The sequence below is a fragment of the Deltaproteobacteria bacterium genome, assembly GCA_016874755.1.
GTDB lineage: Bacteria > Desulfobacterota > Binatia > UBA9968 > UBA9968 > DP-20.
In genome coordinates this window covers 66,187-91,997 of sequence record VGTH01000019.1, presented here as the reverse complement: position 1 = coordinate 91,997, position 25,811 = coordinate 66,187, and the positions used below count along the sequence as shown (strand labels likewise).

General features: G+C 58.2%; 23 protein-coding genes. 12 read left to right on the top strand and 11 right to left on the bottom strand.

Annotation, left to right across the window (positions count from 1 at the left end):
- Positions 1 to 94: 94 nt before the first annotated feature.
- Positions 95 to 1,126 carry a hypothetical protein gene (locus FJ145_13425; GenBank protein ID MBM4262416.1) on the bottom strand — a complete coding sequence of 344 codons (1,032 nt, stop codon included), beginning with the start codon at positions 1,124 to 1,126 and terminating at the stop codon, positions 95 to 97.
- A gap of 167 nt (positions 1,127 to 1,293) precedes the next feature.
- Between FJ145_13425 and FJ145_13420 the strand changes: the two genes are divergently transcribed.
- From FJ145_13420 to FJ145_13410, 3 genes are read left to right on the top strand one after another with little or no spacing between them, the layout of a single operon-like run.
- Complete coding sequence (locus FJ145_13420; protein MBM4262415.1) at positions 1,294 to 2,931, top strand: hypothetical protein; 1,638 nt, start codon at positions 1,294 to 1,296, stop codon at positions 2,929 to 2,931.
- A 31-nt stretch (positions 2,932 to 2,962) separates the two neighbouring features.
- On the top strand, positions 2,963 to 4,039 hold the full coding sequence (locus tag FJ145_13415; protein ID MBM4262414.1) for an amidohydrolase: 1,077 nt from the start codon (positions 2,963 to 2,965) through the stop codon (positions 4,037 to 4,039).
- A 2-nt stretch (positions 4,040 to 4,041) separates the two neighbouring features.
- Positions 4,042 to 5,028: an ABC transporter substrate-binding protein gene (locus FJ145_13410; GenBank protein ID MBM4262413.1), complete on the top strand. Its 987-nt coding sequence runs from the start codon at positions 4,042 to 4,044 to the stop codon at positions 5,026 to 5,028.
- 312 nt (positions 5,029 to 5,340) lie between these two features.
- Here FJ145_13410 and FJ145_13405 read toward each other — a convergent pair whose 3' ends face one another.
- Positions 5,341 to 6,417 carry an LLM class flavin-dependent oxidoreductase gene (locus tag FJ145_13405; GenBank protein MBM4262412.1) on the bottom strand — a complete coding sequence of 359 codons (1,077 nt, stop codon included), beginning with the start codon at positions 6,415 to 6,417 and terminating at the stop codon, positions 5,341 to 5,343.
- Between the two features lie 59 nt (positions 6,418 to 6,476).
- Positions 6,477 to 8,015, bottom strand: a complete 1,539-nt coding sequence (locus FJ145_13400; protein MBM4262411.1) for an MBL fold metallo-hydrolase — start codon at positions 8,013 to 8,015, stop codon at positions 6,477 to 6,479.
- A 326-nt stretch (positions 8,016 to 8,341) separates the two neighbouring features.
- Between FJ145_13400 and FJ145_13395 the strand changes: the two genes are divergently transcribed.
- The 3 genes from FJ145_13395 to FJ145_13385 all read left to right on the top strand — a co-directional run bounded on the left by FJ145_13395 (position 8,342) and on the right by FJ145_13385 (position 10,488).
- A complete protein-coding gene (locus tag FJ145_13395) occupies positions 8,342 to 9,265 on the top strand; it encodes a hypothetical protein (protein MBM4262410.1) in 924 nt (307 codons plus the stop codon).
- Positions 9,054 to 9,377, top strand: coding sequence for a hypothetical protein (locus FJ145_13390; GenBank protein ID MBM4262409.1), 324 nt, complete (start codon positions 9,054 to 9,056; stop codon positions 9,375 to 9,377). Before FJ145_13395 ends, FJ145_13390 begins: the two co-directional genes overlap by 212 nt.
- A 64-nt stretch (positions 9,378 to 9,441) precedes the next feature.
- Complete coding sequence (locus FJ145_13385) at positions 9,442 to 10,488, top strand: extracellular solute-binding protein (GenBank protein ID MBM4262408.1); 1,047 nt, start codon at positions 9,442 to 9,444, stop codon at positions 10,486 to 10,488.
- 279 nt (positions 10,489 to 10,767) lie between these two features.
- On the opposite strand, the gene FJ145_13380 is transcribed toward FJ145_13385, so the two are convergent.
- Positions 10,768 to 11,082, bottom strand: coding sequence for a hypothetical protein (locus FJ145_13380; GenBank protein ID MBM4262407.1), 315 nt, complete (start codon positions 11,080 to 11,082; stop codon positions 10,768 to 10,770).
- Between the two features lie 112 nt (positions 11,083 to 11,194).
- On the opposite strand from FJ145_13380, the gene FJ145_13375 reads away from it, so the two are divergent.
- Positions 11,195 to 11,599, top strand: a complete 405-nt coding sequence (locus tag FJ145_13375) for a hypothetical protein (GenBank protein MBM4262406.1) — start codon at positions 11,195 to 11,197, stop codon at positions 11,597 to 11,599.
- 164 nt (positions 11,600 to 11,763) lie between these two features.
- On the top strand, positions 11,764 to 12,687 hold the full coding sequence (locus FJ145_13370; GenBank protein MBM4262405.1) for an FAD-binding protein: 924 nt from the start codon (positions 11,764 to 11,766) through the stop codon (positions 12,685 to 12,687).
- Between the two features lie 145 nt (positions 12,688 to 12,832).
- On the opposite strand, the gene FJ145_13365 is transcribed toward FJ145_13370, so the two are convergent.
- Positions 12,833 to 13,663 carry a hypothetical protein gene (locus FJ145_13365; protein MBM4262404.1) on the bottom strand — a complete coding sequence of 277 codons (831 nt, stop codon included), beginning with the start codon at positions 13,661 to 13,663 and terminating at the stop codon, positions 12,833 to 12,835.
- A 23-nt stretch (positions 13,664 to 13,686) separates the two neighbouring features.
- Entirely contained in the window at positions 13,687 to 14,283 is a 597-nt protein-coding gene (locus FJ145_13360) for a hypothetical protein (protein ID MBM4262403.1), read from the bottom strand.
- Between the two features lie 291 nt (positions 14,284 to 14,574).
- Between FJ145_13360 and FJ145_13355 the strand changes: the two genes are divergently transcribed.
- Together FJ145_13355 and FJ145_13350 are read left to right on the top strand one after the other, a co-directional pair.
- Positions 14,575 to 15,579, top strand: a complete 1,005-nt coding sequence (locus FJ145_13355) for an amidohydrolase (protein ID MBM4262402.1) — start codon at positions 14,575 to 14,577, stop codon at positions 15,577 to 15,579.
- 529 nt (positions 15,580 to 16,108) lie between these two features.
- Positions 16,109 to 18,352 carry a hypothetical protein gene (locus FJ145_13350; protein MBM4262401.1) on the top strand — a complete coding sequence of 748 codons (2,244 nt, stop codon included), beginning with the start codon at positions 16,109 to 16,111 and terminating at the stop codon, positions 18,350 to 18,352.
- A gap of 514 nt (positions 18,353 to 18,866) precedes the next feature.
- Here FJ145_13350 and FJ145_13345 read toward each other — a convergent pair.
- Positions 18,867 to 19,181, bottom strand: a complete 315-nt coding sequence (locus FJ145_13345; GenBank protein MBM4262400.1) for a hypothetical protein — start codon at positions 19,179 to 19,181, stop codon at positions 18,867 to 18,869.
- A gap of 162 nt (positions 19,182 to 19,343) precedes the next feature.
- On the opposite strand from FJ145_13345, the gene FJ145_13340 reads away from it, so the two are divergent.
- Positions 19,344 to 21,305 (top strand): FAD-dependent oxidoreductase, encoded by a 1,962-nt coding sequence (locus FJ145_13340; protein MBM4262399.1) that lies wholly within the window; start codon positions 19,344 to 19,346, stop codon positions 21,303 to 21,305.
- On the opposite strand, the gene FJ145_13335 is transcribed toward FJ145_13340, so the two are convergent.
- Positions 21,282 to 22,271 (bottom strand): ABC transporter substrate-binding protein, encoded by a 990-nt coding sequence (locus tag FJ145_13335; GenBank protein MBM4262398.1) that lies wholly within the window; start codon positions 22,269 to 22,271, stop codon positions 21,282 to 21,284. The genes FJ145_13340 and FJ145_13335 overlap by 24 nt on opposite strands.
- Positions 22,272 to 22,354: 83 nt before the next feature.
- Here FJ145_13335 and FJ145_13330 point away from each other — a divergent pair, with 83 nt between their 5' ends.
- Positions 22,355 to 23,392, top strand: a complete 1,038-nt coding sequence (locus FJ145_13330; GenBank protein ID MBM4262397.1) for a hypothetical protein — start codon at positions 22,355 to 22,357, stop codon at positions 23,390 to 23,392.
- 51 nt (positions 23,393 to 23,443) lie between these two features.
- Here FJ145_13330 and FJ145_13325 read toward each other — a convergent pair whose 3' ends face one another.
- From FJ145_13325 to FJ145_13315, 3 genes are all read right to left on the bottom strand, one after another.
- On the bottom strand, positions 23,444 to 24,412 hold the full coding sequence (locus tag FJ145_13325) for a hypothetical protein (GenBank protein ID MBM4262396.1): 969 nt from the start codon (positions 24,410 to 24,412) through the stop codon (positions 23,444 to 23,446).
- Between the two features lie 37 nt (positions 24,413 to 24,449).
- Positions 24,450 to 25,109 carry a DUF2459 domain-containing protein gene (locus FJ145_13320; GenBank protein MBM4262395.1) on the bottom strand — a complete coding sequence of 220 codons (660 nt, stop codon included), beginning with the start codon at positions 25,107 to 25,109 and terminating at the stop codon, positions 24,450 to 24,452.
- Between the two features lie 156 nt (positions 25,110 to 25,265).
- Positions 25,266 to 25,694: a hypothetical protein gene (locus tag FJ145_13315; protein ID MBM4262394.1), complete on the bottom strand. Its 429-nt coding sequence runs from the start codon at positions 25,692 to 25,694 to the stop codon at positions 25,266 to 25,268.
- Positions 25,695 to 25,811 lie beyond the last annotated feature (117 nt).

The window sequence follows — 25,811 nt, the reverse complement described above, 5'->3', positions numbered from 1 at the left end:
CGATCGACACAGTGTCATGGGTTTTCCCCGTCGCATGAATAATTCGGGCTAGTTGTCATTCGCTTTCGCTCGGATGACCCGATCGCGGAGCCAATCAGTTTCCTAAGAGATTCTTCAGCCGCTCGATCACATCCTTGGGCTGAGTCGTCACTTCCTTCGCCATCTGTTCAAGCGTTTCGCCGCTCACCGGGTCGTACTCCCACTCGCGTCTTTTCACATCGGCTTGAAACTGCGGGTCGTTCACCATTTGCATGAACGACGCGCGCAGCATCCTGAGCGTTTCGCGCGGCATATTCGGCGGGCCGAAGACCGGGCGGCCCATGTCGCCGGCGGCGAGCAGCACGCGCGAGAGCCTGCGTCCGGAGTCGGGGGTTTTGTATTGGTCCATTAATTCGCTGACCGTCGGTGTGTCGGGCAGCTTGGGGTCGCGCTTGGCGCCGGTCTGAAACAGATTGCGGACGAAGCCCTTCTTACGCCAGCCGGTGTAGGGCTCGCGGCCGAAAAAAGCCTCGATCGTGAACGCGCGGCAGTGCACTTCGCCGCGTTCCACGGCGAGGTCGATGTCGGTGCCGCCCGGGTAGCCGGTAATGATGCTGAACTTGGCGCCGACCACTTCCTGCAAGAGTTTTGGCAAGTAGGAGTCCGGTCCCGTGGTTCCGGTGGCGCCGCATTTGGGCGGCTCTTTGGCGTTGCGCACTTCTTCAATCGATTTGTAGGGCGTGTCGGCGCGCATGTACATCTGCGACGGACCGACGGCCGGTGAGCCGATCCAGCCGAACTTGGCCCAGTCGAATTGGATTTCTTTGCGGCCCACTAACTGATTCAAATAGAGCGAGGGGATCACCGAGCCGATCAACGTGAGACCGTCGGGTTTGACGTTTGTGGCGAGATGGTTGACGGCCACGACGTGGCCCGCTCCAGGCATGTTTTGCACGATGAAGTTTGGATTGCCGGGAATGTGGCGGCCCCAGTGCAGCACCAAAAGACGCGCCCAAAGATCGTAGAGATTTCCCGGCGGCGTGCCGACGATCACCTTGACGGTCTTGCCTTGGTAGAAGGGCGTCTGCGCCTGTGCGGATGCAAACCAAGCGAAAAGAAAGATTAACGTCCAGATCGATTTTCTCATGAGATGTTCCCTCAAACCCTGACGAACGATTCGCGCAAAGGTAAACGAATTCGCCAGGGCGATCAAGCCGTGGTTTCGGGGCAATACTTGTCAGCTGCCGCCACAGTTTAGTAAGAGACTCATAGTGGAAATACAGATGCACGGTGAGGGTCTTTCCTGGAGGCCGCATGGCTCAACCTATCGGTAATGAAGACGGCAGCGGCGCGGTGCCGCGCGTCGACATCGCCATCACCAACGATAAGTCGGTCGGGGTGGAGATTTTCCGTATCGATCCCGTCACTTTCGAAGAAGAGAGCCGCGCGGCGCTGGCGCCGGGTCAAACGAAGAGCGTATCAGTTTGGCTCGACGATTGTTTGGTGGCCAAGGCAGGCGACGAGGTGATGGGTGAATTTGGCGTGTCCGGTGAATTGTCAGAATGGCGTCTGCGCGACACTGACAGTGAAAACGGCCCGCAGTGCACAGTGGTCGTGGAAAACCAGCGCGCCGAACGGGTGATGCTGTTTCGCACGCCTGGAGACAACGCCGAGCCGGTCCGGATCCGCGCCCTCGATGCCGGAGAGCTGGCGATTCTGGAGTCTTTTAGCGGCGACTATTGGGAGGCCAAGATCGGCGATCGAGTAGTCGCCGCGTATCAGCCGAGCGCCCGGCTGCCCGTGTGGGAAATCATCGAGGTCGATTGCGAGTTTGTCCCGGAATTGCCGGACAACGGCAATACCAATCTCAACGAGACCAACGATCCCCGCCCCGAAGATCTGACTGGTGTTGGCGTGGTCAAAGCGGTCATGGTGTTTGTCGATTTTCCGGACGTGGTCGGAAGTGGTTCCCTCGACGACGTCAAGAAGCTCGTCAAGCTCATTGTCGGCGATAGCGAAGATTGGTTTTGGCGCGAATCCTACGGCAGATTGGAATTTGTTATCGAGACGCCGGTTCTGCAATGGCGCCGCATGCCAGGGCCCGCCGCCGATTACGCGGCGATCAAGCACGACTGGCAGGCCCATCAGTCCTACATCGCCACGGCGTTGAAACTATTTTCCACGGACGAGATCCGATTCGATCAATATCAGGTGGCCTATGTCGTCGCGGCGGCAACACCGGAAAACGATCCGGCCTATCAGGAGGTGCTGCACAATTCGCCGACACTGAGCGCCGGCATTCCCGTCGCGACTCACAGCGGCACGATTCATCACGCAGTTACTTTCGGTCGCGACGCCTACACGCGAGGTTGCCGTGTGCTGATCCACGAGACCGGTCATTTGCTCGGCTTGCCCGATCTCTATCTGTTCAATCCCGAGGCGAGTGGCGAATTTCGCGGCCCGGTGGGCTGCTGGGACATCATGTGCGACCTCGATCAGGGCCGTCATCTCTTGGGTTGGCACAAGTACAAGCTCAACTGGCTCGACGAATCGCAGTTGGTTTATTTTACCTCTGGTGAGCTTGAGACAACATTAACGTCCTTCGACACCGCGCAAGGCGTGAAAATGATCTTGCTGCCGAGCGAGCAGACGTCGCAGCTCTATGTTATCGAAGTGGCTCAGCCGTTGGCCGAAAGCGATGAGTTTCGCGACAAGGGGCTCTTGATCTATACAGTGGATGCGGCGGTTCCGACCGGTCATGAGCCGGTGCGCCTGCTAAAGTGTGGGACCAAAGAAGGCGATGAGCGCATCGGTTTGCGCTGCCACGATTTCTTGGCACCGGGGCAGACGCGCATGGTGACTTTGGCCAACGGCGCTCGATTCGAAGTGATCAATCGGCGCCAGGTGGACAGCGATTTCGAAGTCGCCGTGAGATGTTCCGGCGTAGATTAGGGCGCGAAGGGCCGCGGAAGGATAAGAACCCATGATCATCGACGCTGATGCCCACGTGGAAGAGTCCGAAGCGATGTTCGAGCGGTTGGACAAAGAGTTCCGGGCGCGTCGGCCGTTGCCGATCAAACTCGAGCGCGACACGGTGTATGGCCGCTATAATGCCGTCTGGCTGATCGACGGCGAGACCTACCCGAAGATGGTCGGCAAAGGCGGGACGATTTTTCGCACGCCGACGTTGATGGAAGCGGCGACGCAGAAACGCGAATCCATCGGCGCCCAGGAGATCACGGACGTTGCTGCGCGCATCAAAGACATGGACAAGGTCAAGATCGACACGCAGGTGGTGTTTCCGAGCTTGTTCCTCACCCACACCGCTGACGACGTAAAATTGGAGGCAGCGCTGTTGCGCGCCTACAACACTTTTCTCGGCGAGTGCGCCGTTGCGTCGAAGAATCGCATTCGCTTCGCGGCGTTGGTGCCGATCCGCGACATGGCGGCGTCGATCAAAGAGATCCAACGCTGCGCTAAGATCGGCGCGGCGGCGGTCATGTTGCAAGGCTTGGCCTGGGACAAACTGCTCGGCGACGAGAGCTTGTTTCCATTCTACGAAGTGGCAGCGGATTTTAATCTGCCGCTCTGCGTGCATCTCGGTTGGGGCTGCCCGGCGCTGACGCGTCTGTTTGACGCGTCGACCAATTTTTACAGCGCGATCCTGCCGGTAGTAATGGGCTTCAACAGCATCATGAGCTCGGCGGCATTTGAGAAAATTCCCAAGCTGCGTTTCTCTTTTCTCGAAGCCGGCGCGGCGTGGATTCCGTTTATGCTCAAGCAAGTCCGGCGCGATAACGCGCGCCGCAAGCTGGCGCAAGATCCGGTCGAGTATTTCAAAACGGGCCGGGTCTTTGTCAGCGCCGAGCCGGACGAAGATATGAACGGGATTGCCGCGTTGATCGGCGAAGACTCGTTTGTGTTGGGCTCGGACTATCCGCACGGCGACCCGTCGCGGCAGGAAGATATGGTCGCGGAGTTTAGAGAACGGGACGACTTGCCCAAGACGATGGTAGAGAAAATGTTGTCGGATAATCCGAGAAGGCTCTACGGGATGTAACGATGGCGGGACGGATCAGTCGGATCAGACAGATCGGATGGATCGTTGGCGTCCTGTTTCCTCTCATCGCGGGTGTTTCGGCCCACGGTGCGCAGACTAGTGAGAAGGTGAGGCTCGCCATCCCCGCCAAGTCCATGGGCTACTTGCCAATGTACGTGGCGATCCATCGCGGCTTTATGCGCGACGAGGGGCTGGAGTTGGAGATTCCCAATCTGCGCCCCAACATCGCGCACTCGGCGCTGCTCGGCGGTGAGATCGAGTATCACGGTCTCGCTGAATCGGGTCTACGCCTCGCGGCCAAGGGCAGCCCGATGAAGAGCTTATTCTTCTCGCTGCGCAGCCCGCTCTATTTTCTGATGGCCAAGCCGCAGATCAAGACGCTCCAAGATCTTAAAGGCAAGATCATCGGCATCAGCTCCTTTGGCGGTGCCACCGAAGTTTCGACGCGGATTGGCTTGCGTCACCACGGGCTCGATCCCGACCGCGACGTGACGATGATTCTGATCGGCACGGAAAACGTGCGGGTCGCCGCGCTCAGCTCTGGCTCCATCGACGCGACCATAGCGGTGCCGCCGTCGCACGTTATTCTCAGACAGAAGGGGTTTAACTTGCTGCTCTCGTTGGCTGACGTCACGGACCTTCCGGCCAACGGTTTTACCACTCTGGATCGCACCTTGCGCGATAAGCGCGAGCAGGTGAAACGCTTGTTGCGCGGCTTGTCGCGCGGTCTCGCCTTCGCAAAGGAACGGCCCAAGGAGACCATCGAGATCATGGCGCGCGAGTGGGAAATCGAGCGCGCCGTGGCTGAAGAAGTCTATGGGCCGGTGTCGCGCGCGCTCAGCAAAGACGGCCTCGCCAGCGACGCGGGGTTGAAAGAGCACTTTCAGATCATTCAGCGTCTCGACAAGGGCATCGGTGAAATTCCTATCCCCAAAGTCGTCGATTTCCAGCCGTTGAACGAAGCGCGCCGCGAATTGGGCTTGCGCTGACTTCTCTCAGATCACATTCAAGGTCCGCTCTTTTGGACCGTTGCAAGCGAAACGTTTTTCGTGTCGGTATCCTCAAAGTGTACCCTCACCGCCACCAAGTTTAATCGACGGCCTCTCACGAAGTGTGCGCGCCATTGCACTGCGCCACTCTTGCTCCAGGAGATCGCGAGTACCGGCCCGAGACAGTTCAATCGAGTCGCAGAACCGACTCCGCATCGGCGAGGTGCTCGGGCGCGAAGACGTCGTGGACAGCCACGCATCCGTCACGTTCGAAATCACCGATTAGCTTGATCATCCGTATAACGTTGGAGTTCACCCGCGTGTGGGGCAGCCGGCGTAGCCGGCTGACAATTCCGGAATGATCTCCTGGCAGATGAGATCGATCGCTTCATCCCAATCCGGCCCAAGGGGTGAGGCCATGTCGAAGATGTCGAATTTGTAAGGTTTGGCGGCGCGTAGCATGACGTCGAGCTGGGTCAGGCATTCCTCCGGCGTGCCGGCGATGACCGTGCCGACCTCGGCGAGGAGGTCGTCGCTGATCAGGTCGATCATGTCGTCGACGCTTTTGCCTTGGCGGTGGCCGTCTTGGACGGCATCCGCGGTTGCCGATGGGACGGGCAGTTGCAGCATTCTTTGCTTTAACAGGTGGCCGCCGATCAAGGCGCCGGCGCCCATGCGCTTGGCGAATTTTCTCGCTGCGTCGCCGTTGCGCGACACCGAGACGTGCAGATGTAACACTTTGGTGAACTTGTGCGAACGGGCCTCCTGAGCAGCGGCGATCTGCTGCATGGCGACATCGAGTGCGCCGCGCTGCACGAGCGCGGTGGGGAACGAGAGATTGCTGACAATCAGGCCATCGCCGATGTCGATGGCCATCTTCAACATCTTCGGTCCCGCCGCGGCGATGAAAATCTCAGGTGCTCGCGCCGGTGGGAGGCGCAGGAAGGCTTCGGCTTTCGGATCGAGGCGGAAGAAGTCGACGAGCGCCGGGTAGTCGCCGAGTCTCGCGCGCTGGCCGGCGAACATTGCGCGCAGGAACAGGACCATTTCCCACGTCATGCCGACGCGATTTTTTTTGTAGATCATGTCCGACGATGACGAGCCGGCACCGATGCCGACGGTCACTCCTTGGGCGCCGGCGAGATGGGCGAGAGCGGCGAAGCTCGATGCCAGGTCGACTGGCTGGCGAATAAAAGGGTTAACCACCGAGCTGCCGACGTGGGCCAAGGTGTTCGAGACAATCGCTGCGAGTATGACGAAAACATTCTCATAGGTTAGATGATCGGGCACCCAGACTTTGTCGAAGCTGTGCTGCGCCATTGCCTTCTTGGCGCAGGCGGCCATCTCGGGCGCGGTTTTCGGTGGATAGAGTTGAATGCCGAAGCGCATGGTCTCCTCGTAAGGGGTAAGGCGTGAGGGGTAAGGGGACGCCTCACCGCTCGCGATTCCTATTTATCGATTTTCGCCGCGGCTCTGGCGGCTTGCAGGCTCGCCTGGTCGCCGTGGATGCCGACGATCGTCGCCACGTCGAGGCCTAGCTTGTCGAGTTTATCGACGAATTCTTTGACCAGCGGCGCGGTGCGCACTTGGCCGTTGCGCGGGCTGATGTGGTCGGCTTCGATCAAGATCTTTTCGCCGGGCAGATAAACCACCACAAGGTCGTCGGCATGGGACGTCGGCAGCGGATGTATCTCAACCCGCCGGGCGCCGTCGGTGAGTATTCTCGGCCCACCGCCAAACGATTCAATAACGACCCCGGTCCTCGTGCGCTCTAGGCTGTCGGGTTTGCGGCTGTGCGCTGCGCGGGCGACTTTGGTGTAGAAATTCTGCGCATTGAGCGGCACGACGATGGTCGCGCCTTCGGCCATGAAGGCGCGGATGCCGCCGGCGTGATCTAGATGATGGTGTGTCGGGATGGCGTAGCGGATCGGCTTGTTGGGAAACTTTTCTTTGATCGACTGTACCACCGGTTTGGTGCGCATATCGTAGAGCGGCCCTTCAATGGCGACCAGGTGATAGTTCATCTCGACGAGAATCGTCGCGTGCCCGGTGCCGGTGATCTTGTGCACGCCGTCGGCCAAGCGCTGCCACTCCACCGTCGGCGGGCGGCCAAAATCCAGATAACTTACGTTGCCGGCGACGCGGCGCAGGATCCATTGGGAAGCAATCGGCGCGGTGTCGGTCTTTTGCTGCCGCACGGCGTCGGGAATGGCAAACGGGTCGGCGACGAAGCTGACGTTGTTTTGGAACGATTTGATCTGTTCCTCTAGCAGCGCCTTGCCGTTGAGCTCGTAGCGCAGGTTGTGGGGCAAGGTCAGGGCGCCCACCTTGCGCCAATCGCCGTAGCGCAAGGTATAGTTGCTATCGCCTTCGAGGGGGTCGCTTTCGAGTATTTCGACTTGGGTCGGCAAGTGGCTTTGCGGGTCGAGGTAGACGCGAAACTCATCGCCATTCTCAACGAAAGAAACCACCGCGTGCGTCTTGCCGTCGAGCTCGGCGTCGGCGCGGCGCTGCAGACCCTTGTGCGCCAGGCCTGCTAGCACGAGTTTCACCGGATTGCGCAGTTCTTCGCGCAGGCGCGTCGCCATGCGGCCGGGGTGCAGGCGGGTTTGCTTGCCCGCGCCTTCTTGCAGCATACCGATGTTGCCGTCAATGACTTCGACGAAGCGGACATTCTCATTGCGCGCCGAGTTGCGCCCGTCCCATTCCAGGCGCAGCTTCGGTTGGCTCAGATCGCGCGTCAGCGTGTAGCGAAAGGTGCTGATCTGCCGCGTCGCGCCGAGCGGCTGCTGGGTCGAGGACGAGTCGAACTGTTTGCCTTCGCTTTCGACGATTTGATTGTTGACCGCCCGTAGCGCCGCGAGGCCACCCATGGCGCGCGCGCTGTTTTGCAGAAGGGTCGTCGCGGCCGGCGCCTGCGCGTGGGCGGCAGGCAGGACGGCGAGGGCCGCGACTAGCGACACGACGACAACAGAATGTAGCTGCATGCTCACCTCCCAATGGAAACGATTTGACCGCCCGCTTTTTATCTGGCTAGGGGAGGAAAAGCAATGTAAATCATACGCAGTTGCCTGAGCAAACTTGATTGGCGCCGTGCCGGCGTGCTAATCAAGTCGGAAAAGTTGTTGCCAATTTCATGAACCCATCGCGCCGCTCCTGCCCGCCGCTTGCCTAGCCGCATGCTTCGGTCACACAAACGCTTGTTGATTCTGGTCTGCGGTTTTTTCACGCTGCTGTCGGTGACCACCTGCCTCTACATGTTGGGCATGTATTATCTGCAGGGCGAGCCGCGCAGCTTCTGGCAGGCGTTGCAATGGGCGGCGGGCACCATTTCCACCACGGGATATGGCGGCGATACTTCTTGGCGCCATCCGGTGATGGTGGCCTACGTTGTGCTGATACAGTTCACCGGTGTGTTCTTCATTTTTCTGATCTTTCCCATTTACCTGATCCCGTTTCTCGAAGAGCGTTTCGAAACGAGGCTGCCCAAGGAAACCGTCGATGCCAAGGATCATTTGGTGATCTTTCACTACAGTCCGCCGAAGCGGGCATTGGCCAGCATGCCGGGGTGACGGTGATCGGCCTGTGGGCCGGCGGCAAACTGATCGCGCCGTTGCCGCGCGGCTTTCGTTTCGAGGCCGGCAATATCTTGATCTTGGTGCGGGCACCGGAGAGTTTGCAGAAGTTCATGGACGCCTGCGCCGGCGCCCAGCGGCTGCGCCGCCACGGCGCGTTTCTGGTCTGCGGCGCCGGCGAAGTCGGCCGCAAAGTCGTCGAGCTGCTCAACGACGCCGGCGAGGAGACGGTGCTGATTGACAACCGCCCCGGACCCTGGGTCGACATCGTCGGCAACGTGCTCGACACGAAAGTTCTGAAGGATGCCGGCGTCGCCAACGTCCAAGCGGTAGTGGTCGCGCTGAGCGCCGATACGACGACATTGTTTTCCACGGTCATCGTCAAAGACTTGGCGCCCGACGTGCCGGTGATCGCGCGCGTCAACAGCGCTGAGAATCTCGATCGCATCTATGCCGCCGGGGCCGATTTTGCATTGTCGATCAGTCAGGTCTCCGGGCAAATTTTGGCGGCCCGCCTGCTCGGCAAGCAAGCGGTGGCGGTGGATGCTGAGTTACGGGTGGTCAAAGTATCGGCGCGCGGGTTGGAGGACCATCCTACCGATGGATTTGCACATTCGCGAAAAAACTGGCTGCTCGGTGGTGGCGGTGGAGCGCGGCGATGACCTGCTGGTGGAGTTCGACCCGGAGTTTCGGTTTCGTGCCGGCGACTCGATCTTTATTTGCGGCAGTGTCTTGGCAACCCAACGCTACGCCGAGGTTTTTGCTCAGGTTTGAATTGAATTCAACCGAAAAAAAACTCAAAACTTAGGAAGAATTTTACCACTGTAGGAGGACTTGAATGACACGTTGTAAACAGATCGGCCGCGCCAGCGCAGTTGCGCTCAGCGCCGTGGCGCTGTTGTTGAGTGCGTATGGCGCGGTGCGCGCGGCGGCTGCGCCGGCTAAGGCTGAATCGATGGACGAACTCTACGAGAAGGCCAAGAAAGAGGGCGGCAAGCTGACCCTTTATATGGCGCTGTCGCAGCGCTCCGCGGATATTATTTTCCCGCAGTTTAAAAAACGCTTCCCGGCGATTACCCCCGATCATGTCGACGCCACCGGCGACAAGTTGATCGCCCGCATGGTGGCCGAAGCGCGCGGCGGCCGGGTGCTGGCCGACGTGTTTGGCAGCGCGCTGCCTTATATTGCGCAGGTCTCGGAGATGAAGTTGATCGAGCCGCTCAACATTCCCGAAGCGGCGGCCTATCCGGCGACGTTGAAAAGCGATCAATGGGTGGCCACCGATACGCAATTTTTCATCATCGGCTGGAATACCGGCCTGGTGAAAAAAGGCGATGAGCCGAAGAGCTTCGAGGACATGGCGCATCCGCGTTGGAAGGACGCCTTGATGGCTGAGCCGCGCGATTACCAAATTATGGTCGGCTTGGCGAAAAAGTACAAGAGCGACGACAAAGCGATGGATCTGCTCAAGCGCATCGCGCTCAACAATGTCGAGTTTCACCGCGGCCACTCGCAGCTCGCGGAGTTTTTGGTCGCGGGGCAGCGGCCGGTTTGCTTTACCTGCTACGCCCATCACTTCCCGCCGCGGGTGAAGAAAGGAGCGCCGGTCCTGCCGCTGTTGAATGAAGGCATCGGCGAGGTAGGCGGCGCCGTGTCCATCGTAAAAGGCGCACCGCGCCCCAACACTGCGCTGCTCTGGGCGCGCTGGGCGGTCAGTGAAGAAGGGCAGCGTGCCTACGCTGAGGCGGGCGAAACGCCGGCCCATCCAAAGGTTGAGCCGTTGGAGAAAGTGCGGCCGGCGACGGTGCACATGCTGACGCTGGACGATGTCAAAGAATTCCCCCGCTACGAAAAACTTTGGAAGGATGCGTTTCAGATTCGCTAATCTTATTTTCGCGGTAGCCTTGCCGATCAGAGAGCCGCCAAGTTACGTGCTTGGCGGCTCTTGGTTTATTTAGTGGGCGATCGAGTTGTACATGCCCCAGGCGCTGTAGGCGACCGTCAGACCGATCGTTCCCCAAACGAGTAACTTCATCCAAATTGGAAAATCGCTCATCTCTCTCTCCTGCAGAGCGGCGTGCTCTGTTGACGGGTAAGCCCTTGTCGACTCGCCAAAGCGACTCGCGTTAGCGATAACGTGCACGTTCTGGCTGGCGGAGAGAGATCAAATCAGCAAGACGAGATTGAGACTGTAGAGGTCATTGTGCGGCCGGTGACGGTGGGTTCGCTCATCGAGGCCCGGCGTTGTGCGCATTGTGTCAGCGCGAGCAGGTGGGCATAGCACGCTTGCCGGCAGCGCGTGGCCGATGGGCTCGGTTTCACCCGCCTCGGCGATCTCGGCTAACATCGCAGCGGCTGGGTTCGCGCCTTTATGGGCCAAATCGAATCGATTGCCTTGTGATGTGAGGCCAGTGTGGGCGCTGGCGATATAGCTGACAACGAAAACCACCGCCAGCACAATGCGCAGGACCGATCCCATAGGGTTGTGAGGCTACCGGAGTATTTCTCATAGTGCAATCTGCGCTCGAACCCTGGGAATTTTTCGCGCGCCGTGGTAGCAGAGACGTAAATCGAACGTGAAGGAACTGGCTATGGCGCAGGGTGAAAAACTCTCCGTGCTCAATCCGATGGGCTGCCCGCCGAAGATCACACCCAAGGCGATGGCGCCGCGGCTCGACAGCTTGGACGGCAAGACGGTTTACCTGGTCGATCCGCGCTTTGACGATTCCGGATTGTTCTTGCGCCAGATGCAAAATTGGTTTGCCGAGCATCTGCCGTCGGTGCAAACCAAGTTGGTCGAGATGAACAACGTCTACACCAAGGACGATCCGAAAACTTGGGACTATCAGTTGATTCAGAATTATATCTATCCGCGAGCGACCTTTGGCGAAGAACCCTATGCGTCGAAGCTCAAGGCTGCGCCGGATCAAATGATCCGCATGTTCAAGCCCGAAGAGATTCATGTCATCGTGGTCGGCGGCGAGACCAACGGCTAGTGGCGGATTATGGATTGCAATTATCAGAAAACCATATCGTTAGATAAATGGAGATAGGCAAAACCTGGGCCGTGAGACGTAGGGCGACGAAAATTATGAAAGCGGAAAACGGAAAGCGGAAAATTCGCCCGCGCTTGTGGCGGTAGCCTTTGCCCCTAGAGAAAATGGCAAATTACGATGTGATTATTGTCGGTTCGGGTTTGGCGGGTTTGACGGCGGGTTTGTTCGCAGCGCGTCAAGGGTTGTCGACCCTAGTGTTTGAAGCGAATATCCCTGGCGGCCATTTGGTTAGCATCGAGAAGATCGAAGACTTTCCTGGGTTTCCCGACGGCGTGGCGGGTTATGAGCTCTGTCCCAACTTGCAGCGCCAGGCAGGGGATGCCGGAGCGGAGTTTTCACGCGCTGAAGTTTCGCGCATCGAGGCCCAAGGGCGCTTTTGGTTGGTGAGTAGCGACGGCGACAAGCATCAGGCGAAGGCGGTGATCGTGGCCACTGGCTCGACGCCCAAAGGTCTCGGTGTGCCCGGCGAAGAAAAACTTGAGGGCGGGGGAGTGAGCCACTGCGCCAGTTGCGATGGGCCGCTCTACAACGGCCAAACAGTAGCGGTCGGCGGCGGCGGCGATTCGGCGCTGCAAGAAGCGTTGACGCTGACAAACTATGCCGAGCGCGTGCTTGTCTTCAACGACGGCGAGCGTTTCAGCGGCCAAGCGAACTATCAGCAGCGGGTCTTTAGCAGCAGCAAGATCACCGCGCACCATCGAACGGTGATCGAGGAAATTCTCGGTGACGAAGTTGTTACCGGCGTGCGTATCCGCAATGTCGCCTCCGGGGAGAAATCGGCAGTCGAGTTGGCCGGTGTCTTTGTCTACACGGGTTTAAAACCGAATACCGCTCTGCTGCGCGATCTCGTTAAGCTCAGCGACAGCGGCCATGTGGCGACCGACGTCTCGATGCAGACTGAGCGCGCCGGGCTTTTTGCCGCCGGTGATATTCGAGTCGACTCGGCATCGCAGGCGATCACCTCGGCGGGGGACGGCGCGACGGCGGCGATCGCAGCGGCGCGCTACATTGAGAAGTCCTTCTCATGACGCTATCTTTGCGTAAGTTGATTGGGCTGGTCTTGCTCACCAGCTGTTATGGTCTTGATGCCGGCACTGGTGCCGCGCAGAGCAACTTTTTCCAGGGCAATTTCGCCGTGAAGCTCACGGTCATCAGGAGGTGAGAAAGGGAAGGTTAGGAGGTTAGCTCCCACCAGTTCTTGTCTAGGTCGCTGAAAATAAAGTTGGCTCGCCCCGCGCTGTCTTCCACTTTGCCAAGTTCGTGGATAGCGAGCTCGCTCTTGCGCCTGGTAAATTCTTGATTAGCCCGCTCGACAGCCTCGGCCGAAGCTAACTGAAGAGTAAAGCGATTCACCGGAGCCAAGTATTGGCGCGCACTGCGCGCCAGCATGACAATGTACCACGGTGTCGCGGCGTGTTTAATATAAACCGCTTCGTTCATGCCCCCGGCAAGCTCCAAGCCGAGCACCTGGGTGTGAAAATTTTTGGTTTTCTCGGCATCGTCGCATTGCAGAGTGCCGTGGGTGAGGGCTTGCGGCACGTAGCCGCGGTTGGGGAATTGCTCGCTACTGAGCGGATTTTCCCAATGGCCGGCGGTGTGCGAACGGCCATGCAGCGAACCGCCTGGGTTGTAATATTCGATCTCCAGGTGATTGCCGCCGGGTTCGAGAAAATAGATCGAGTAGGCGAAGTGGGCCTTTTGCGGCTTGGTGATCTTGCTCAGGCGGTATTGGTCCTTATGAGCATCGATGTACTGCCATGCCGCTGCGACTTCTTTGTGGCTATCGACGCGAAAGCCGTAATGATTGTCAAAAGTCTTTTCCGGCGCGGCGGCTCCGCCCTCGTGGACGATCAGCCGCCACGCCGTATTCGGATGTTTGAGTGTGGCGATGCCGTCTGCTTGATGTTCTACCGTCATTGCCAAAAGGTCGGTTAGGACCGGCAATGTCTCGGCCAGCGAGCGGCATTCGTAGTGACCGCTGGTCAATCCGATCGGCTGAATCATAGCGGTGCGTAAGCCCACAGCCACTATTTCATTTTGCGATACTTCCCGCGGTCGAGTCTCTTCAGTTTCTTCTGAGCTGCCCAGCGCACCAGAGTCTGGCGCAAATAGTGCGGGTCCTTGCGCGAGCCAGCCGCGGCTTTGACGAAATCGGCGCTGGTGAACGTGCCAGGCAGCACTTCGAGGACGTTGCGCAAACTGCTGCGCGGTCCTCGCTGACCTGCCGGTGCAGCAACGCGCACGTGACCGTTCGATTGAGCCCTGCTCGAAGCCTTGCGATACTTGCCACGTTCCATCCGCTTGATTTTTCCTTGGGCCGCCCAGCGCACTAGGGTCTGGCGTAAATAACGTGGGTCTTTCCCTGAGCCGGATGCGGCTTCGACGAAATCGGAGCTGTTAAATACCTCGGGAAGATCGTCGAGTCCCGAGCGTAAAGTTGAGCGTGGGCCTCTTTGTCGCCCTGAAACACGCACGCTCCCTCTGCCTTTGCTCAGGAAGCTGAGCGCGCTTTTGTAGTCCTGCAATTGTTGTCTGAGTTGGTTCACCTCCGCAGTTTTTTGCGAAATAGACCTCTCCATGTCTGCGATGTCTCTCGCGACTACCGAGCGCAAATCTAGAGCCATAATCACCTCCTTGAAAATGATGGTTACTAATACTTAATATATTCAACAAGTTCAAGACCGATTGAAATATTTTTTAACACATCTGCTACTTTGTCACTTATCCTGCCATGGATGTGCATCTAAAATTGCTGCTTAGGTGGTATTGGAGACCGTGGTCATAGGAACAATTGATGAAGCTCATCGATGAAATCAACATGTTCGATATCTGCCGTTTGTAGTTTTTTGCCGTTCGAGCTAAGAATGGCATCACATTTAGTTAGATAAACAATCGAATTGCCGGAGGAAATTGCTATGGTGATTGACGTACATGGGCATGTTTCGGCCCCCACGGAACTTTGGGCATATAAAGCGGGACTGTTGTCGGCACGCGGCTCCCACGGGCGCGGTGGCGTTAACGTTTCCGACGATGAAATCAGAGCCGCTGCCAACAAAAAAGAAAATTGGGCTAAGGGTCATTTGGACTATCTCAAAGACCACGGCACTGACTTGCAACTGATCTCGCCGCGGCCATTTCAATTGATGCATTCGGAAAAGCCGGCGCGCATCGTCCAGTGGTTCACTGAGGAGTGCAATAATATCATTCATCGCCAGATGAAATTGTTTCCCAACACTTTTCTTGGTGTTTGCGGATTGCCGCAAACCGCCGGTGATCCGATCACAAACGTGATTCCCGAGCTAGAACGGTGCGTCAAGCAACTGGCCTTCGTCGGTTGTCTGCTCAATCCCGACCCCTTTGAAAACAACGGCCAGCAGCCCCCTGCGCTAGGCGATCGCTACTGGTATCCGCTCTACGAAAAGCTCTGCGAGCTCGATGTGCCAGCCCATATACATGGCACCGGGTCGCGCGCCGAGCGCGCCCCCTACTCAGTGCACTTTATCAACGAAGAAACCCTGGCCGTCTTCGGTCTCGTCAATTCCAATGTCTTCAAGGATTTCCCAAATTTGAAAATCGTCGTCAGCCACGGCGGCGGTGCGATCCCGTATCAACTAGGGCGCTTCGAAGCGCCGTCGCTGCGGCGCGGTACCGGCGAGCGTTTTTCCGATGGTATGCGCAAGCTCTATTACGATACGGTGCTATATACCGAAGAGGCGATCCGTTTGCTTATCAAAGTAGTCGGCGTCGACCGGTGTTTGTTCGGCACGGAGTGTCCAGGGACTGGTTCTTCCATCGATCCTGCGAGCGGGCGGTCTATGGATCATGTCAAACCTCTGGTTGAGAATATCGAATTCCTCAGTGCTGCGGATAAACAGAAGATTCTCAGTGATAACGCAAAAGCCGTGTTCAAGATCAAGTAGTCGAGAGAACAATCGGAGGGTAGCTTCTAAGTAGCTGAAGAAGCATGCTTTCGCGCGAGGAAAACAACCTTTTAACGCGAGTTGGTCCGGGCACGCCGATGGGCCGCCTAATGCGGTGTTATTGGTTGCCTGCGCTGCTGTCGGACGAAATTCCGACACGCGATTGTCCGCCGATACGCGTGCGCTACTGGGCGAGGACTTGGTAGCGTTCCGCGACACGGCGCGGCGACGCTCGAGGCACCCGAAGCTGCCTACTGCATGCGCGCGGTGTCGACAACAGCCTGGTCGATCAGCTAGTCGGTGAAAAATATTTTGAAAGTGTGTTTGGCGCGGCGATTCGCGACGAAATCAGCAAGAAGCAGGCGCTCGCCTTCGGCAAGTAGGAGATTGGAGATATGGCAAAGATCGTTCTCGGGATGGCGACCTTCCAGGCCCCGATGTTGAGCACGCCGGCTTAGCGCAAAAGGACAGATAGGAATGTCGGGCCGCGACACATCGCGCCCTCTGATATCTCAGAAACTGCCCCTACGTGCCCGAACAGAAAATATCCCGTCGTGCGTTTCTGCAGCGTGCGGCCCTTGTTGCTGGCAGCGTTGCCGTCGATCCTCCGGTCCTCGGCTTGGCGGCAGAGGTGCCGGTTACCAGCGATTATCCGGTCGCGCCCCTCGAACCGCTGCGGATCATTCGCCAGCGTGCCGCGTGGAAACAATTCACCATTCTCGTCTGGCAGTACAAGAACGACGTACGGCGCGATTTTTCGCTCTACGAAAAAGCCGGGCTGCGCGGCTTTCATATCGATCGCGGCGCCGGCGCGGAGGATCGCGTGCGCTTCTCGCTGGAGAAGAAATTTCCCTACTACGTCGATCACGCCGCCGGCAAAGGGATTCTTTTTCTCCAAAAAGATGTCCAGCAGAAAATTTCGCGCAAGGCCGCCCTGCAAGTTCGTCCCCATAGCCTGGCTGACCCTAAAACCATCGAGCAGCTGAAAGCCTGGCTGCGCGAAAATATCGCTGTGACGAAAAAAGGGCTGGTGTACGCCTACGCATTCGACGACGAAATCTCGCTGGGCGCGTTTAACAATCCCGTCGAGGTCGATATCCATCCGCAATCGTTGGCGTGGTATCGCCAATGGCTGGCGCGGCGCTACGGCACGATCGATAAACTGAACGGCGCGTGGGCAACCTCGTTTGCATCTTTCGCAACTATCCAACCGATGGGCTTCGACGAGGCGCGCAAGAACGCGACCCAGCCGCCGTTGTCGAGTTGGAATCTCTCCCAGTGGCTCGAATGGCGCCACTTTATGGACTACCAGTTCGCTCAGGTGCTGGCGGATCTCACGCGTTATAGCAATAGCCTCGATGCAAGAATTCCGGCAGGTTTTGTCGGCGGGCAGCAGCCCTCGGCCTACGGCGGCTTTGACTACGCCTTGCTGACGCGCGCCGTGCAGTGGATGGAGGCGAGCGATTTCGGTGCCACTAACGAGGTTGTCCGCTCCTTTTGGAATCGGCCACGCCGGCCCCATGTGCAGACTTACGACGCGCGTTTCTCAGAGAAGGGCAGCGCCTGGACGTTGTGGCATCGGCTGGCGCACGGTCAACAAGCGACGATCGTTTGGCCCGAAGGCTGGTTCAGCGAGACTGAGGGCCGGCGCGAGCTCGCGCCGAAGATTAAGAATCTGGCGCCGGTTTTTCGTGAAGTGCAGGGGCGCGCCGGGGAATTTATTCTCCATCCGGACAGCTACCTGGATGCCGATCCCATCGGCATTTACTACTCGCACTCGAGTATCCGCGCCGGCTGGGCGATCGACAGCATCGTCCACGGTAGATCCTGGCCTAACCGCTTAACGCGCATGGATGACGACAATCTATCCTCGGCCCGACTGCGCTTTGCCTGGTGCAAAATCTTGGAGGACTTGGGCTATCAATACGATTTTGTCAGCTACTTGGATGTGCAGGAGGAGCGCGTCGATCTTGCCAAGCGTTTCAAGGTGATTATTTTGCCGCAGACCCTTTGTCTCTCGGAGCGCGAAGCGCAGGCGCTGCGCCAGTTCGTTGGCAATGGCGGTGTGCTGATCGCCGATGCCCTTTGCGGTCTTTTGAGCGAGACCGGGCGCGGTCGCAGAGTCGGTGCGCTGGATGATATTTTCGGCATCGTGCGCGATGAGACGCGCGGCTATTTAAACGGCGAGGGCATCACCGAGGTCGATGCCGAACAATACGAGAAGCCGTTTGCCGAACGCTTGACGGCTTATCGCGGCGCGCTGCAATTTGGCGCGATGATCGTGCACGAGCGCGGCACACGGGCGAGCCCAGGTTCAGTTTTCGAGATAGCCGGCGATGCGCATGTGCTGGTCCGGCGTGGCGCGGACAAGGGCCGCGCGCTGTATCTCAATCTGACGCCATTGGCCTATTCGGATTTTTATTTTCGTGCCGGCGCAATGGGCGGCGCCTGGCGCGAGGTCGTGGGCAAGGTACTGAATAACGCCGGGCTGCGGCCCCGCGTCGAAATCGCCAGCGCCGCCGGCCGTGAACCGTGGATGGAGTCGTTGTTATGGCGCAATCGCAATCGTTATTGTTTAGCGATCCTGAAAAACGCGCCCGAAATACTCGACACTGGGAGCAGCGATGTGAAAGAAATTTCGATGCGCATTGCCTTGCCGGTGCGCGCGCTGCGCAACCTGCGCACCGGCAAGGTCTTCGGCAATGGACAATCGTTCAGCGACCGCTTCTCACCTTGGGAAGCGAATATCTACGAGTTTAGTTTGGGAAAATGAGGCAATTTGCAAGTATATGATGGGCCGTCCATCTTTGTCGCATGATTGCGAGTCCGCAAAAACCAACTCCAGAATTTCTCAGCAAACGGTTGCGGCCATTTTGTGAGAAGTACCGCATTCGGCGTTTGGAGTTATTCGGGTCGGCAGTGAGTGAGCAAAGTAATCCGATCCATGATGTCGACTTGTGGGAGACGCTCGACGACACTGCGCATACATCGACCGCCGAGCTTCCTTAAAATGGCCGGAGAAGCGGAGGAGTTGGTTAGTTACCCGGTAGATTTTGTCCTGCGTCAATCTGTAGAGAACTCCTCCAACCGTTTCGCCCGCGAGCACATACTCCGTACGGCTGTCTGCTTATATGCAAGCTGACCAACTCGGCCGCTTGAGGGACATACTCGAAGCCGCGCGGCTGATTGTCGAGTACGTCAAGTTGCCACAGTATTTATCCCGACGATCTGTGCGGTGTTGGAAAATTTCTTCGCCAAGCAAGGCCAAGCCGAGTAGCGGATATTGGCTATCCCCGCGCCATCTTCTCGACGTCTTCGATGGTTCGATCCAATCTAAATGCCCGGTGGGCGCGCCACTCTAGGACTTCCATTTTGCGGATGCCGCGCTGGTGGTGCGGGTCGGTGGCGGCCAGGGCTTTGGCCTCGTCGAGATTTTTCGCCAGCATGACGTAGACGCCGTAGTTGCCGTCGGTGGTCGGGCCGGAGAACATCAAGCGGCCGGCTTTGTGTTGGTCGTCGAGCCAAACGCGGTGATCTTCATAGTTCTTTTGTTGCTCGTCTTTTTTTTCCGGCAGCGAACGGGACATGACTAAGTACCACATAGGGGGTTCTCCTTATTCCAGTCAGACATCTGTCGTACGATCATGCCTTAACCCTTCGAGTGACGGTTTGCAACGAAGATTGGCGAGGCAAAATTTGCTCGCGGTTTGACCGATGGCGTCTTGTCTTGATAATCAGGGCGCAACACTGAGGAGGATGAATTCATGGCGACTAACCCTGCCGACAGTCAACTAGATATCGCCGTGGTGGGCGGCGGTATTGCCGGCATTTATTGTTGCTTGCAACTGCAAAAACGGTTGAACGATATCAGCTCCGGAAACGTGAAGGAGGCATTGCCGATCGGCGGCAAGGCCATCAGCAAGGAGTGGCTGAAGAAAAATGCGGTGGCGATTACGCTTTATGAAGCGTCGGAGCGCTTGGGCGGCCGTATTGAAACCTGGTCGATTGAGATCAAGCCCGGCGAAGCCGGCTTGGCCACCGACACGATGCCGTATGGCCAGACAGACGGTGGTTCCACCGATTGCCTGCGCGCCGAGTTTGGCCCGATGCGCATCGAGCCGCGCGAGCAGCCGCTTTTGAACGACCTGCTGTCCTACGTCGGGATTACTGAACCTGACAGCGACGTCGAAGATATTCACGATCTGAAGCCTTTTCCATCCTACGCGGCGGAAGAACCGGCGGAGCCCAAGTTTACCCTGCGCGGCGAGGAGGCCGAGCAGCATTCGCTCCTCGATCTCCTGCTTTTGGCGATGCTGCGCATCTGTGAGCTGATCAACGAACAACTTGAACAGGAAGCCGAGCGCGGCGCCGCGAAAACGCACGCCACCGCGGTGTGGAATCCGCAGGCCAGGAAATATTGGCGCCAGTTTCTCGGCAACAGCTCGGTGCGGCGACGCTATTGGAAGGGCGAGTTGCGCGATTGGATTTCGAATTTAACCGAAAATGATTACGACACGATTCGGCGCCGGCTTAAAGTCAACGACGTCTATCTATTCGACATGGGTTTCTGGAATTTGCTGAGCGAGGTGTTGAGCCATCTCGCCGTGGTGCGGATTCGCGACTGGGCGAGCTACTACCATCTGATTCCGGAAAATCCTAACGCTGCCGAGTGGTTAATTTTTTGGCTGCGTGCTTTCAAAACCTCGAGCTCGCTGCGCGGCATCGCCGGCGGCATGGGCCTGATGATTCACGAAGCGGAGGCGAAACTGAGCAGCGATCCGCGGATTGTCATCAAGAAAAAGCACAAGCTGGTTCGGCTGGCGCCAGATGGCGGTCAGATGAATCTGACGTTTGACGTTGGCGCCGGACGCACGGCAAGCTTTTCGTGCCACGAGCTATTTCTCGCCCTGCCGAAACGACCGCTGGAAAAGCTCAGTTTGCCAACCAAGCAAGCGGCACTGCTGAACACGGTCGTCGGCATTCCATTGCTCAAAGCATTTTTCCTGATCGATCAACCGTGGTGGGAGGACAATCGGCCGGCCAACCGCTACGCGGGCGATCTGCCGACGCGCGAGCTGCACTATTCCAAGAGTGCCAAGAAGACCAAAGGCATGATCATGGTCTACACCGACCGCCCGGCGACCCAATTCTGGACGGAATATATCACCGAAGACATCGCCGGCGCGGACAAGAATCAAGGCGGAGAGATTTTTTATCAGCGCATCATTCATCAGGAGGCGGCAAAAATTTGGGAGTTGGGGGACAGGCGCGTCACTTCGGAATACGACACGCCGAATCCGCGTTTGTGGCGCCGCTTTGTCCAGTATGCGCGCGACTACGAGCATAACGATTTTACGCTGAACCATTTGCGTGCCTGCGGCATCCGCGATTGGGGCAAGGAGCCCTACGGCGGCGCTTGCCACGCCTGGCGCCCGGGACAGAAATCTTGGGAGGTGATGGATGAGTTGGAGGCGTTTTCGCTAAGCGGTGAAAAAGGAAAAAAGCACGTTCATGTCTGCGGTGAGGCCTATTCCGACTACCAGGGCTTCATCGAAGGCTCGTTACGTTCCACCGCGCGGGTGCTCGAACGTTTGGGTAAAGCACAACCGGCCAATCCTGGTTATCGCTTCGACGCACACAAATTCTTGCAGCGCTGGTCGCTCAAGGGGGGGGAGCTAACTCACTGGACAATGGACCGGTGGCTAAAAGCGTCCTTCTTTCTCTAGTTTACGAAGCACACTGTCCTCGACCAGATCCTCAGCTCTGAGGCGACGAATCTTCTCGTTGGTGCCGCCCAGCAGTCGAATAACGTTGCGGATGCCGTCTGCGCTAGGATAGATTTTCTTGTCGTACAGCGTCGGCAGGCTTTGATAGCCTTCTTCGGCGTCCTCCGGGCCGCGCAGCCGCATGCCTTTCACCAATGCGCGGATCACTTCGCTTTTGTTGGCCGGATTGCGAATGAAGTTGACGCCGTCGAGGAGGCCGCGGAACACGCCTTCGGCGACGGCAGGATTGGACTTCATGAAGGCGCGCCGCGACATCAGCCCCGAGCCCTGATAGGCGATCGGCAATTTCTCCACGTCGGCGAGCACCGTGTAGCCTTTGTGCTGCAAGTTTCTGCCATGGGCATAGCCGACCAACACCGCGTCGACGATGCCGGTCTGAAAACCTTGCACCATCACCGTCTGGTCGCCCAGGGAGCGAAACTGTATTTTGTCGCGCTCGGGCGAGAGGCCCCAATGATCGAGCGTCAACATGGAAAAAATCCAGCCGCCGCCGCTAAGGCTATTCACGCCGACGCTTTTGCCTTTGAGCTCGGCCGGCGTTTTGATTTTCGGCTGCGCCATGAACATGCCGGTCAAGCGATTGATGAAGCCGGCGACGAAAACGATATCGGCCCCTTCGGCGATGGCGCCGAGATTGGCACCGGAGACCGAGCCCCAATGAAACTGCGACTCGCCGGAACTGAGCGCCGCCATGCCCACCGGCCCGCTGCGCGCTTGAACAAACTGCACGTCGAGGCCGTACTTGCGGAAGTAGCCCTGCTCCTGGGCCACGTAGATCGCCGCCTCGCGCTCGCTCACCGAACCGGTGGTGAGCAGCACGCGGGTTAGCTGGGTGGCGCTGTCGGCCTGGCTGCCGCCGAGACAAAGCGAAATTAACAGAAGGCTGGTGAAGGCATTTCGCGTCATAAGATTTTCTCCTTGCAAGCGCGACTGGTCGCGCGTCGTTCTTTTTGATAACAAGAAGAAAAATTAATCAAGGAGCCCGCCTCATGCTGTTGCCGTTTCGCGAACACTTGGATTTCGGCCCGACGCCTTACGATCTGTTGCAAGCCAAAGAAGGGATTCCCATCGTCAGAGGCAACGTCATTGCCGACGTGCTTGATGTAGCGTTGGGCAAGTGGGAGCGCATGGGCGTGCTCGGCAGCTTTGTCAATCTTTCCAATCAGCAGCGCACCGATGCCTATATTTGCGAGATCCCGCCGGCCGGTCAGACGCTGCCGCAGCGCCACTTGTTCGAAGAGATCGTCTACGTCGCCAAAGGGCGCGGCGCCACTTCGGTGTGGCAGGAGGGGGTGGGCAAGGTGACGTTCGAGTGGGCGACCGGCGCGATTTTTGCGATGCCGCTCAACGCTTCTTACATTCACTTCAATGGTTCAAAGGAGCCGGTGCGTTTGTTTGTCGGCACCACTTGCCCGGCAATGATGAACATATTTCACAACCAGGATTTTATCTTCCGTAACCCCTTCGACTTTCGCGATCGCTTTCACGCCGGCGATGAGTTTCTGCGCTACAACAAGCATGTGACCGACCGCTACTGGGAAACCAACTTGGTGCCCGACGTCAATGAATTCCCGCTTGACGACTTTCCGATGAAAGGCAAAAACGTCAAGCACATGCGCTTTACGCTGGCCGACACGACCTACGGCTGCCATGTGTCGGAATTCCCTCCCGGCTGCCGCAGCACGTTTCATCGCCACGGCCCCGGCGCGGTGATCATTATCACCCAGGGTGAAGGGTTCGTCGTGCTTTGGAAAGACGGCGAGGAGCGGCAGCGCCACGAGTTCAAAGTCGGCACCATCTATTCCCCCGACGATCTGATGTGGCACGGCCATTTCAACACCGGCAAAGGCACCATGCGCCATTTCGCCATGCGCGGCGACAGCCCGAAATACAGCCACGATCGCTTCCGCAATCCGGCCTGGACCATGATTCCGATGGGCGACGAGGATCCGGCGATACAAAAAGAATACGTCGATATTCTAAAGTCGAAGGGGATCGATGCTGTGGTGCAGGTTGTCGAAGACTAGGCAAAGTCAAATGCAAAACTAAAAATAAGAAAATTAAGAACTCGGAAACTTTTACTTTTTAATTTTTAATTCCCCCAGTCCAAAGTTACAGCGGGAAAGCAGGAATCGGTCGAACTCTTCGTCGGTGGCAAACTTGAAGCGCACGGCGCCGCTATTGTGCCAAAGTTCCGGTGTCGGGACTCTGCATAAATCATTGGGGCCGCGGTTTTGAATCGCGGCCGTGCCGTTGAGCCGCGGGTCGCTGCCGCGGGCATCGGCGCGCACCATGAGACCTTTGCCGGTGTACCTGACTGCTGGAAATCTGCGCAGGTTTCGGTCGGGGTTTAAATCGACCGGTTCTTCGGTCAATACGCCATGGACGACCTCGTTGGTGCGCGCGTTAAACTCCACTTCTTCGCCGGTCGGCAAGCTCACAAGGGTCCGGTCCATCGTGTTGACGATCGCCGGCAAGTGCATTCTCGGGAAAAACAGAAAGATGCTGTTCATCAACTCGCTAAGGCGAAACTGGCCGTCGCGCGCGGGCGCCCAATCGGCGATCAGCAAGTGGATATCTTGGCGCGCGCGCTCGTCGAAGCGGAACTGAAAATCGCGCCCGAAGAATTGATTGCGGCTGCTATCGTAACGTTGCGGCAGGATGCGATTGCCGCCGCGGTTGGAAAAATCAAAGCCGACGATTTGATTCTGCTGATTGATGCGGTACTGCCAGCCGGGGTGCGTGCTTTGATTCAACGTCCGGCGCAGTAGACGGCTGTCGTATTTGAGCGCGAGCGAAACCACGTCGCGCTGGGGCGCGGCGAGCTGCGATTCTGGCAGGCTCCGTTCGACTCGCGGCGCGACTTTCAGTTCGACTGTGGCTGGTGTCGGTTCAGGCGGCGTTGCCGGCTCCGGCGACGGCGCAGGCGGTAGCGTTGGCGCCGGCGGTTCGCTGGGGGCGGGTGGCGCGGTAGGGGTGGGTTGGCAGCTTTGTAGCCAGCTGACCAGCGCGAGCATCAGCACGGCACAGGAGAAACTCCGACTCATCGCACCAGCTTGCCGCGTCTGGGCGCAGCGCGCAAGGCTATTGCATTTGTGTGCCGTGGGGCCGCAGTTGCCGTGCGAGACTGCTCGCCGTCATGACCCAGGCGGTGCGCACCGGCAGGCCGGCGGTTTTGAAGGCTTCGGCGATCCAGGTGTTGCAGGTGCGCAGCCCGCTGAAACTGCTTTTCGCCGCATAGAACCGGCTACCGGGAAAAAGCCCGGGCGAGGCCGGCGCCGCTTTGCCCGGATCGTCTCTCGCAATGTCGCTGTCGATGAAGCCAATCAACCGGCGCAGATCTTCGTCAGCCAGCGCAATCTCGATGATGCGCGCCTTCGGATACGCTTTGGCGACGTTGCCGCCAAAGCCGACGATGTGAATCACGCTGCCGCTCGACCACAGCGCCGCCTTGAGCGCCGAGCTGACTCCCGGCGTTACGGCGGGAAAATATTCCGCGTCGCCCCAACTGATTTCAAGATACTCGGCGTCGGGGAAGTCACGGGCTTCGACCAGGCTGCCGGGTGGAATGTCCGCCGCGCGTAGAATGACCGCGGCGTGCCAATCGTCGTGAGCTACCCAGACGCGCTGGCTGCTGTGCGGCTGAACGGCAGGCAAATCGGCGACCGGTTCGCTGCAGCCAGTGACCAACGCGAGCAGGATAATCAGCCAACGGGAAAAGTATGTGAAGTGCCGCAGTGCCATCGCCAAGCGAGCCGAACGCAACCTGCCGCAGCGCTGGCAGAGCCAGTCGCGGCGGGCCGCTACGAAAGCTACTATCGCACGCCGGCGCCAGGCTGGGAACCGCTCGGGCTCCAGTCACAAATTTGGCATAAGGTGCAATCAGCGTGAGACAGTGCACTAGTAGACAGCGCGCAAGCGTATCTGTTTGTGGCGCAGTCCCGGGTCCGGTTTCGAGCGTGTCCGCCGAGTGTCGAAGATCTTTTGATGCTGCAGCTTGGCCCATTCGTTGAGACCGCCGCGCAGATAGCTCGGGTCCATACCGAGGGTTTCGCAGACGTTGACGAACGAAAACACCCAATCGCCATCTTCTTGCGCGTTGACCCAGGCGTGCGCCGCGGCAAACTCTTTCTGTTGGCGCCGCGAGTAACGGGGCTGGTTGAATGTCAGGCAGGTTACGGCGTCTTCCAGCAGAGCCGCCATCAGGCGCTTTTCCGGCTCGGCGTAATGGCTCCGCTTGAACGTCGCGTAGAACTCGTAGGGAGCCAGCGAGTCGTTTTCGGCAATGGTGAAAGCTTCTGCCGTGTTTTCACTGGTCCTAAATGTCATGAGGGTGGCGCCTCCTTTGGTTCTAGTCCCCAACCGTGGCAGAAACATAAGTCTTGTCCGTGCGTTGGACAAAGTCATAATGGCGCAGCAAATCATCGCAATAAGCGAACTAGGGTG

What these genes read in the sequence shown, in the direction of transcription:
- FJ145_13425 (MBM4262416.1), bottom strand. Translation starts at nt 1,126, where the DNA reads ATGAGAAAATCGATCTGGACGTTAATCTTTCTTTTCGCTTGGTTTGCA.
- FJ145_13420 (MBM4262415.1), top strand. Translation starts at nt 1,294, where the DNA reads ATGGCTCAACCTATCGGTAATGAAGACGGCAGCGGCGCGGTGCCGCGC.
- FJ145_13415 (MBM4262414.1), top strand. Translation starts at nt 2,963, where the DNA reads ATGATCATCGACGCTGATGCCCACGTGGAAGAGTCCGAAGCGATGTTC.
- FJ145_13410 (MBM4262413.1), top strand. Translation starts at nt 4,042, where the DNA reads ATGGCGGGACGGATCAGTCGGATCAGACAGATCGGATGGATCGTTGGC.
- FJ145_13405 (MBM4262412.1), bottom strand. Translation starts at nt 6,417, where the DNA reads ATGCGCTTCGGCATTCAACTCTATCCACCGAAAACCGCGCCCGAGATG.
- FJ145_13400 (MBM4262411.1), bottom strand. Translation starts at nt 8,015, where the DNA reads ATGCAGCTACATTCTGTTGTCGTCGTGTCGCTAGTCGCGGCCCTCGCC.
- FJ145_13395 (MBM4262410.1), top strand. Translation starts at nt 8,342, where the DNA reads ATGGGCGGCGGGCACCATTTCCACCACGGGATATGGCGGCGATACTTC.
- FJ145_13390 (MBM4262409.1), top strand. Translation starts at nt 9,054, where the DNA reads ATGCCGCCGGGGCCGATTTTGCATTGTCGATCAGTCAGGTCTCCGGGC.
- FJ145_13385 (MBM4262408.1), top strand. Translation starts at nt 9,442, where the DNA reads ATGACACGTTGTAAACAGATCGGCCGCGCCAGCGCAGTTGCGCTCAGC.
- FJ145_13380 (MBM4262407.1), bottom strand. Translation starts at nt 11,082, where the DNA reads ATGGGATCGGTCCTGCGCATTGTGCTGGCGGTGGTTTTCGTTGTCAGC.
- FJ145_13375 (MBM4262406.1), top strand. Translation starts at nt 11,195, where the DNA reads ATGGCGCAGGGTGAAAAACTCTCCGTGCTCAATCCGATGGGCTGCCCG.
- FJ145_13370 (MBM4262405.1), top strand. Translation starts at nt 11,764, where the DNA reads ATGGCAAATTACGATGTGATTATTGTCGGTTCGGGTTTGGCGGGTTTG.
- FJ145_13365 (MBM4262404.1), bottom strand. Translation starts at nt 13,663, where the DNA reads ATGATTCAGCCGATCGGATTGACCAGCGGTCACTACGAATGCCGCTCG.
- FJ145_13360 (MBM4262403.1), bottom strand. Translation starts at nt 14,283, where the DNA reads ATGGCTCTAGATTTGCGCTCGGTAGTCGCGAGAGACATCGCAGACATG.
- FJ145_13355 (MBM4262402.1), top strand. Translation starts at nt 14,575, where the DNA reads ATGGTGATTGACGTACATGGGCATGTTTCGGCCCCCACGGAACTTTGG.
- FJ145_13345 (MBM4262400.1), bottom strand. Translation starts at nt 19,181, where the DNA reads ATGTGGTACTTAGTCATGTCCCGTTCGCTGCCGGAAAAAAAAGACGAG.
- FJ145_13340 (MBM4262399.1), top strand. Translation starts at nt 19,344, where the DNA reads ATGGCGACTAACCCTGCCGACAGTCAACTAGATATCGCCGTGGTGGGC.
- FJ145_13335 (MBM4262398.1), bottom strand. Translation starts at nt 22,271, where the DNA reads ATGACGCGAAATGCCTTCACCAGCCTTCTGTTAATTTCGCTTTGTCTC.
- FJ145_13330 (MBM4262397.1), top strand. Translation starts at nt 22,355, where the DNA reads ATGCTGTTGCCGTTTCGCGAACACTTGGATTTCGGCCCGACGCCTTAC.
- FJ145_13325 (MBM4262396.1), bottom strand. Translation starts at nt 24,412, where the DNA reads ATGAGTCGGAGTTTCTCCTGTGCCGTGCTGATGCTCGCGCTGGTCAGC.
- FJ145_13320 (MBM4262395.1), bottom strand. Translation starts at nt 25,109, where the DNA reads ATGGCACTGCGGCACTTCACATACTTTTCCCGTTGGCTGATTATCCTG.
- FJ145_13315 (MBM4262394.1), bottom strand. Translation starts at nt 25,694, where the DNA reads ATGACATTTAGGACCAGTGAAAACACGGCAGAAGCTTTCACCATTGCC.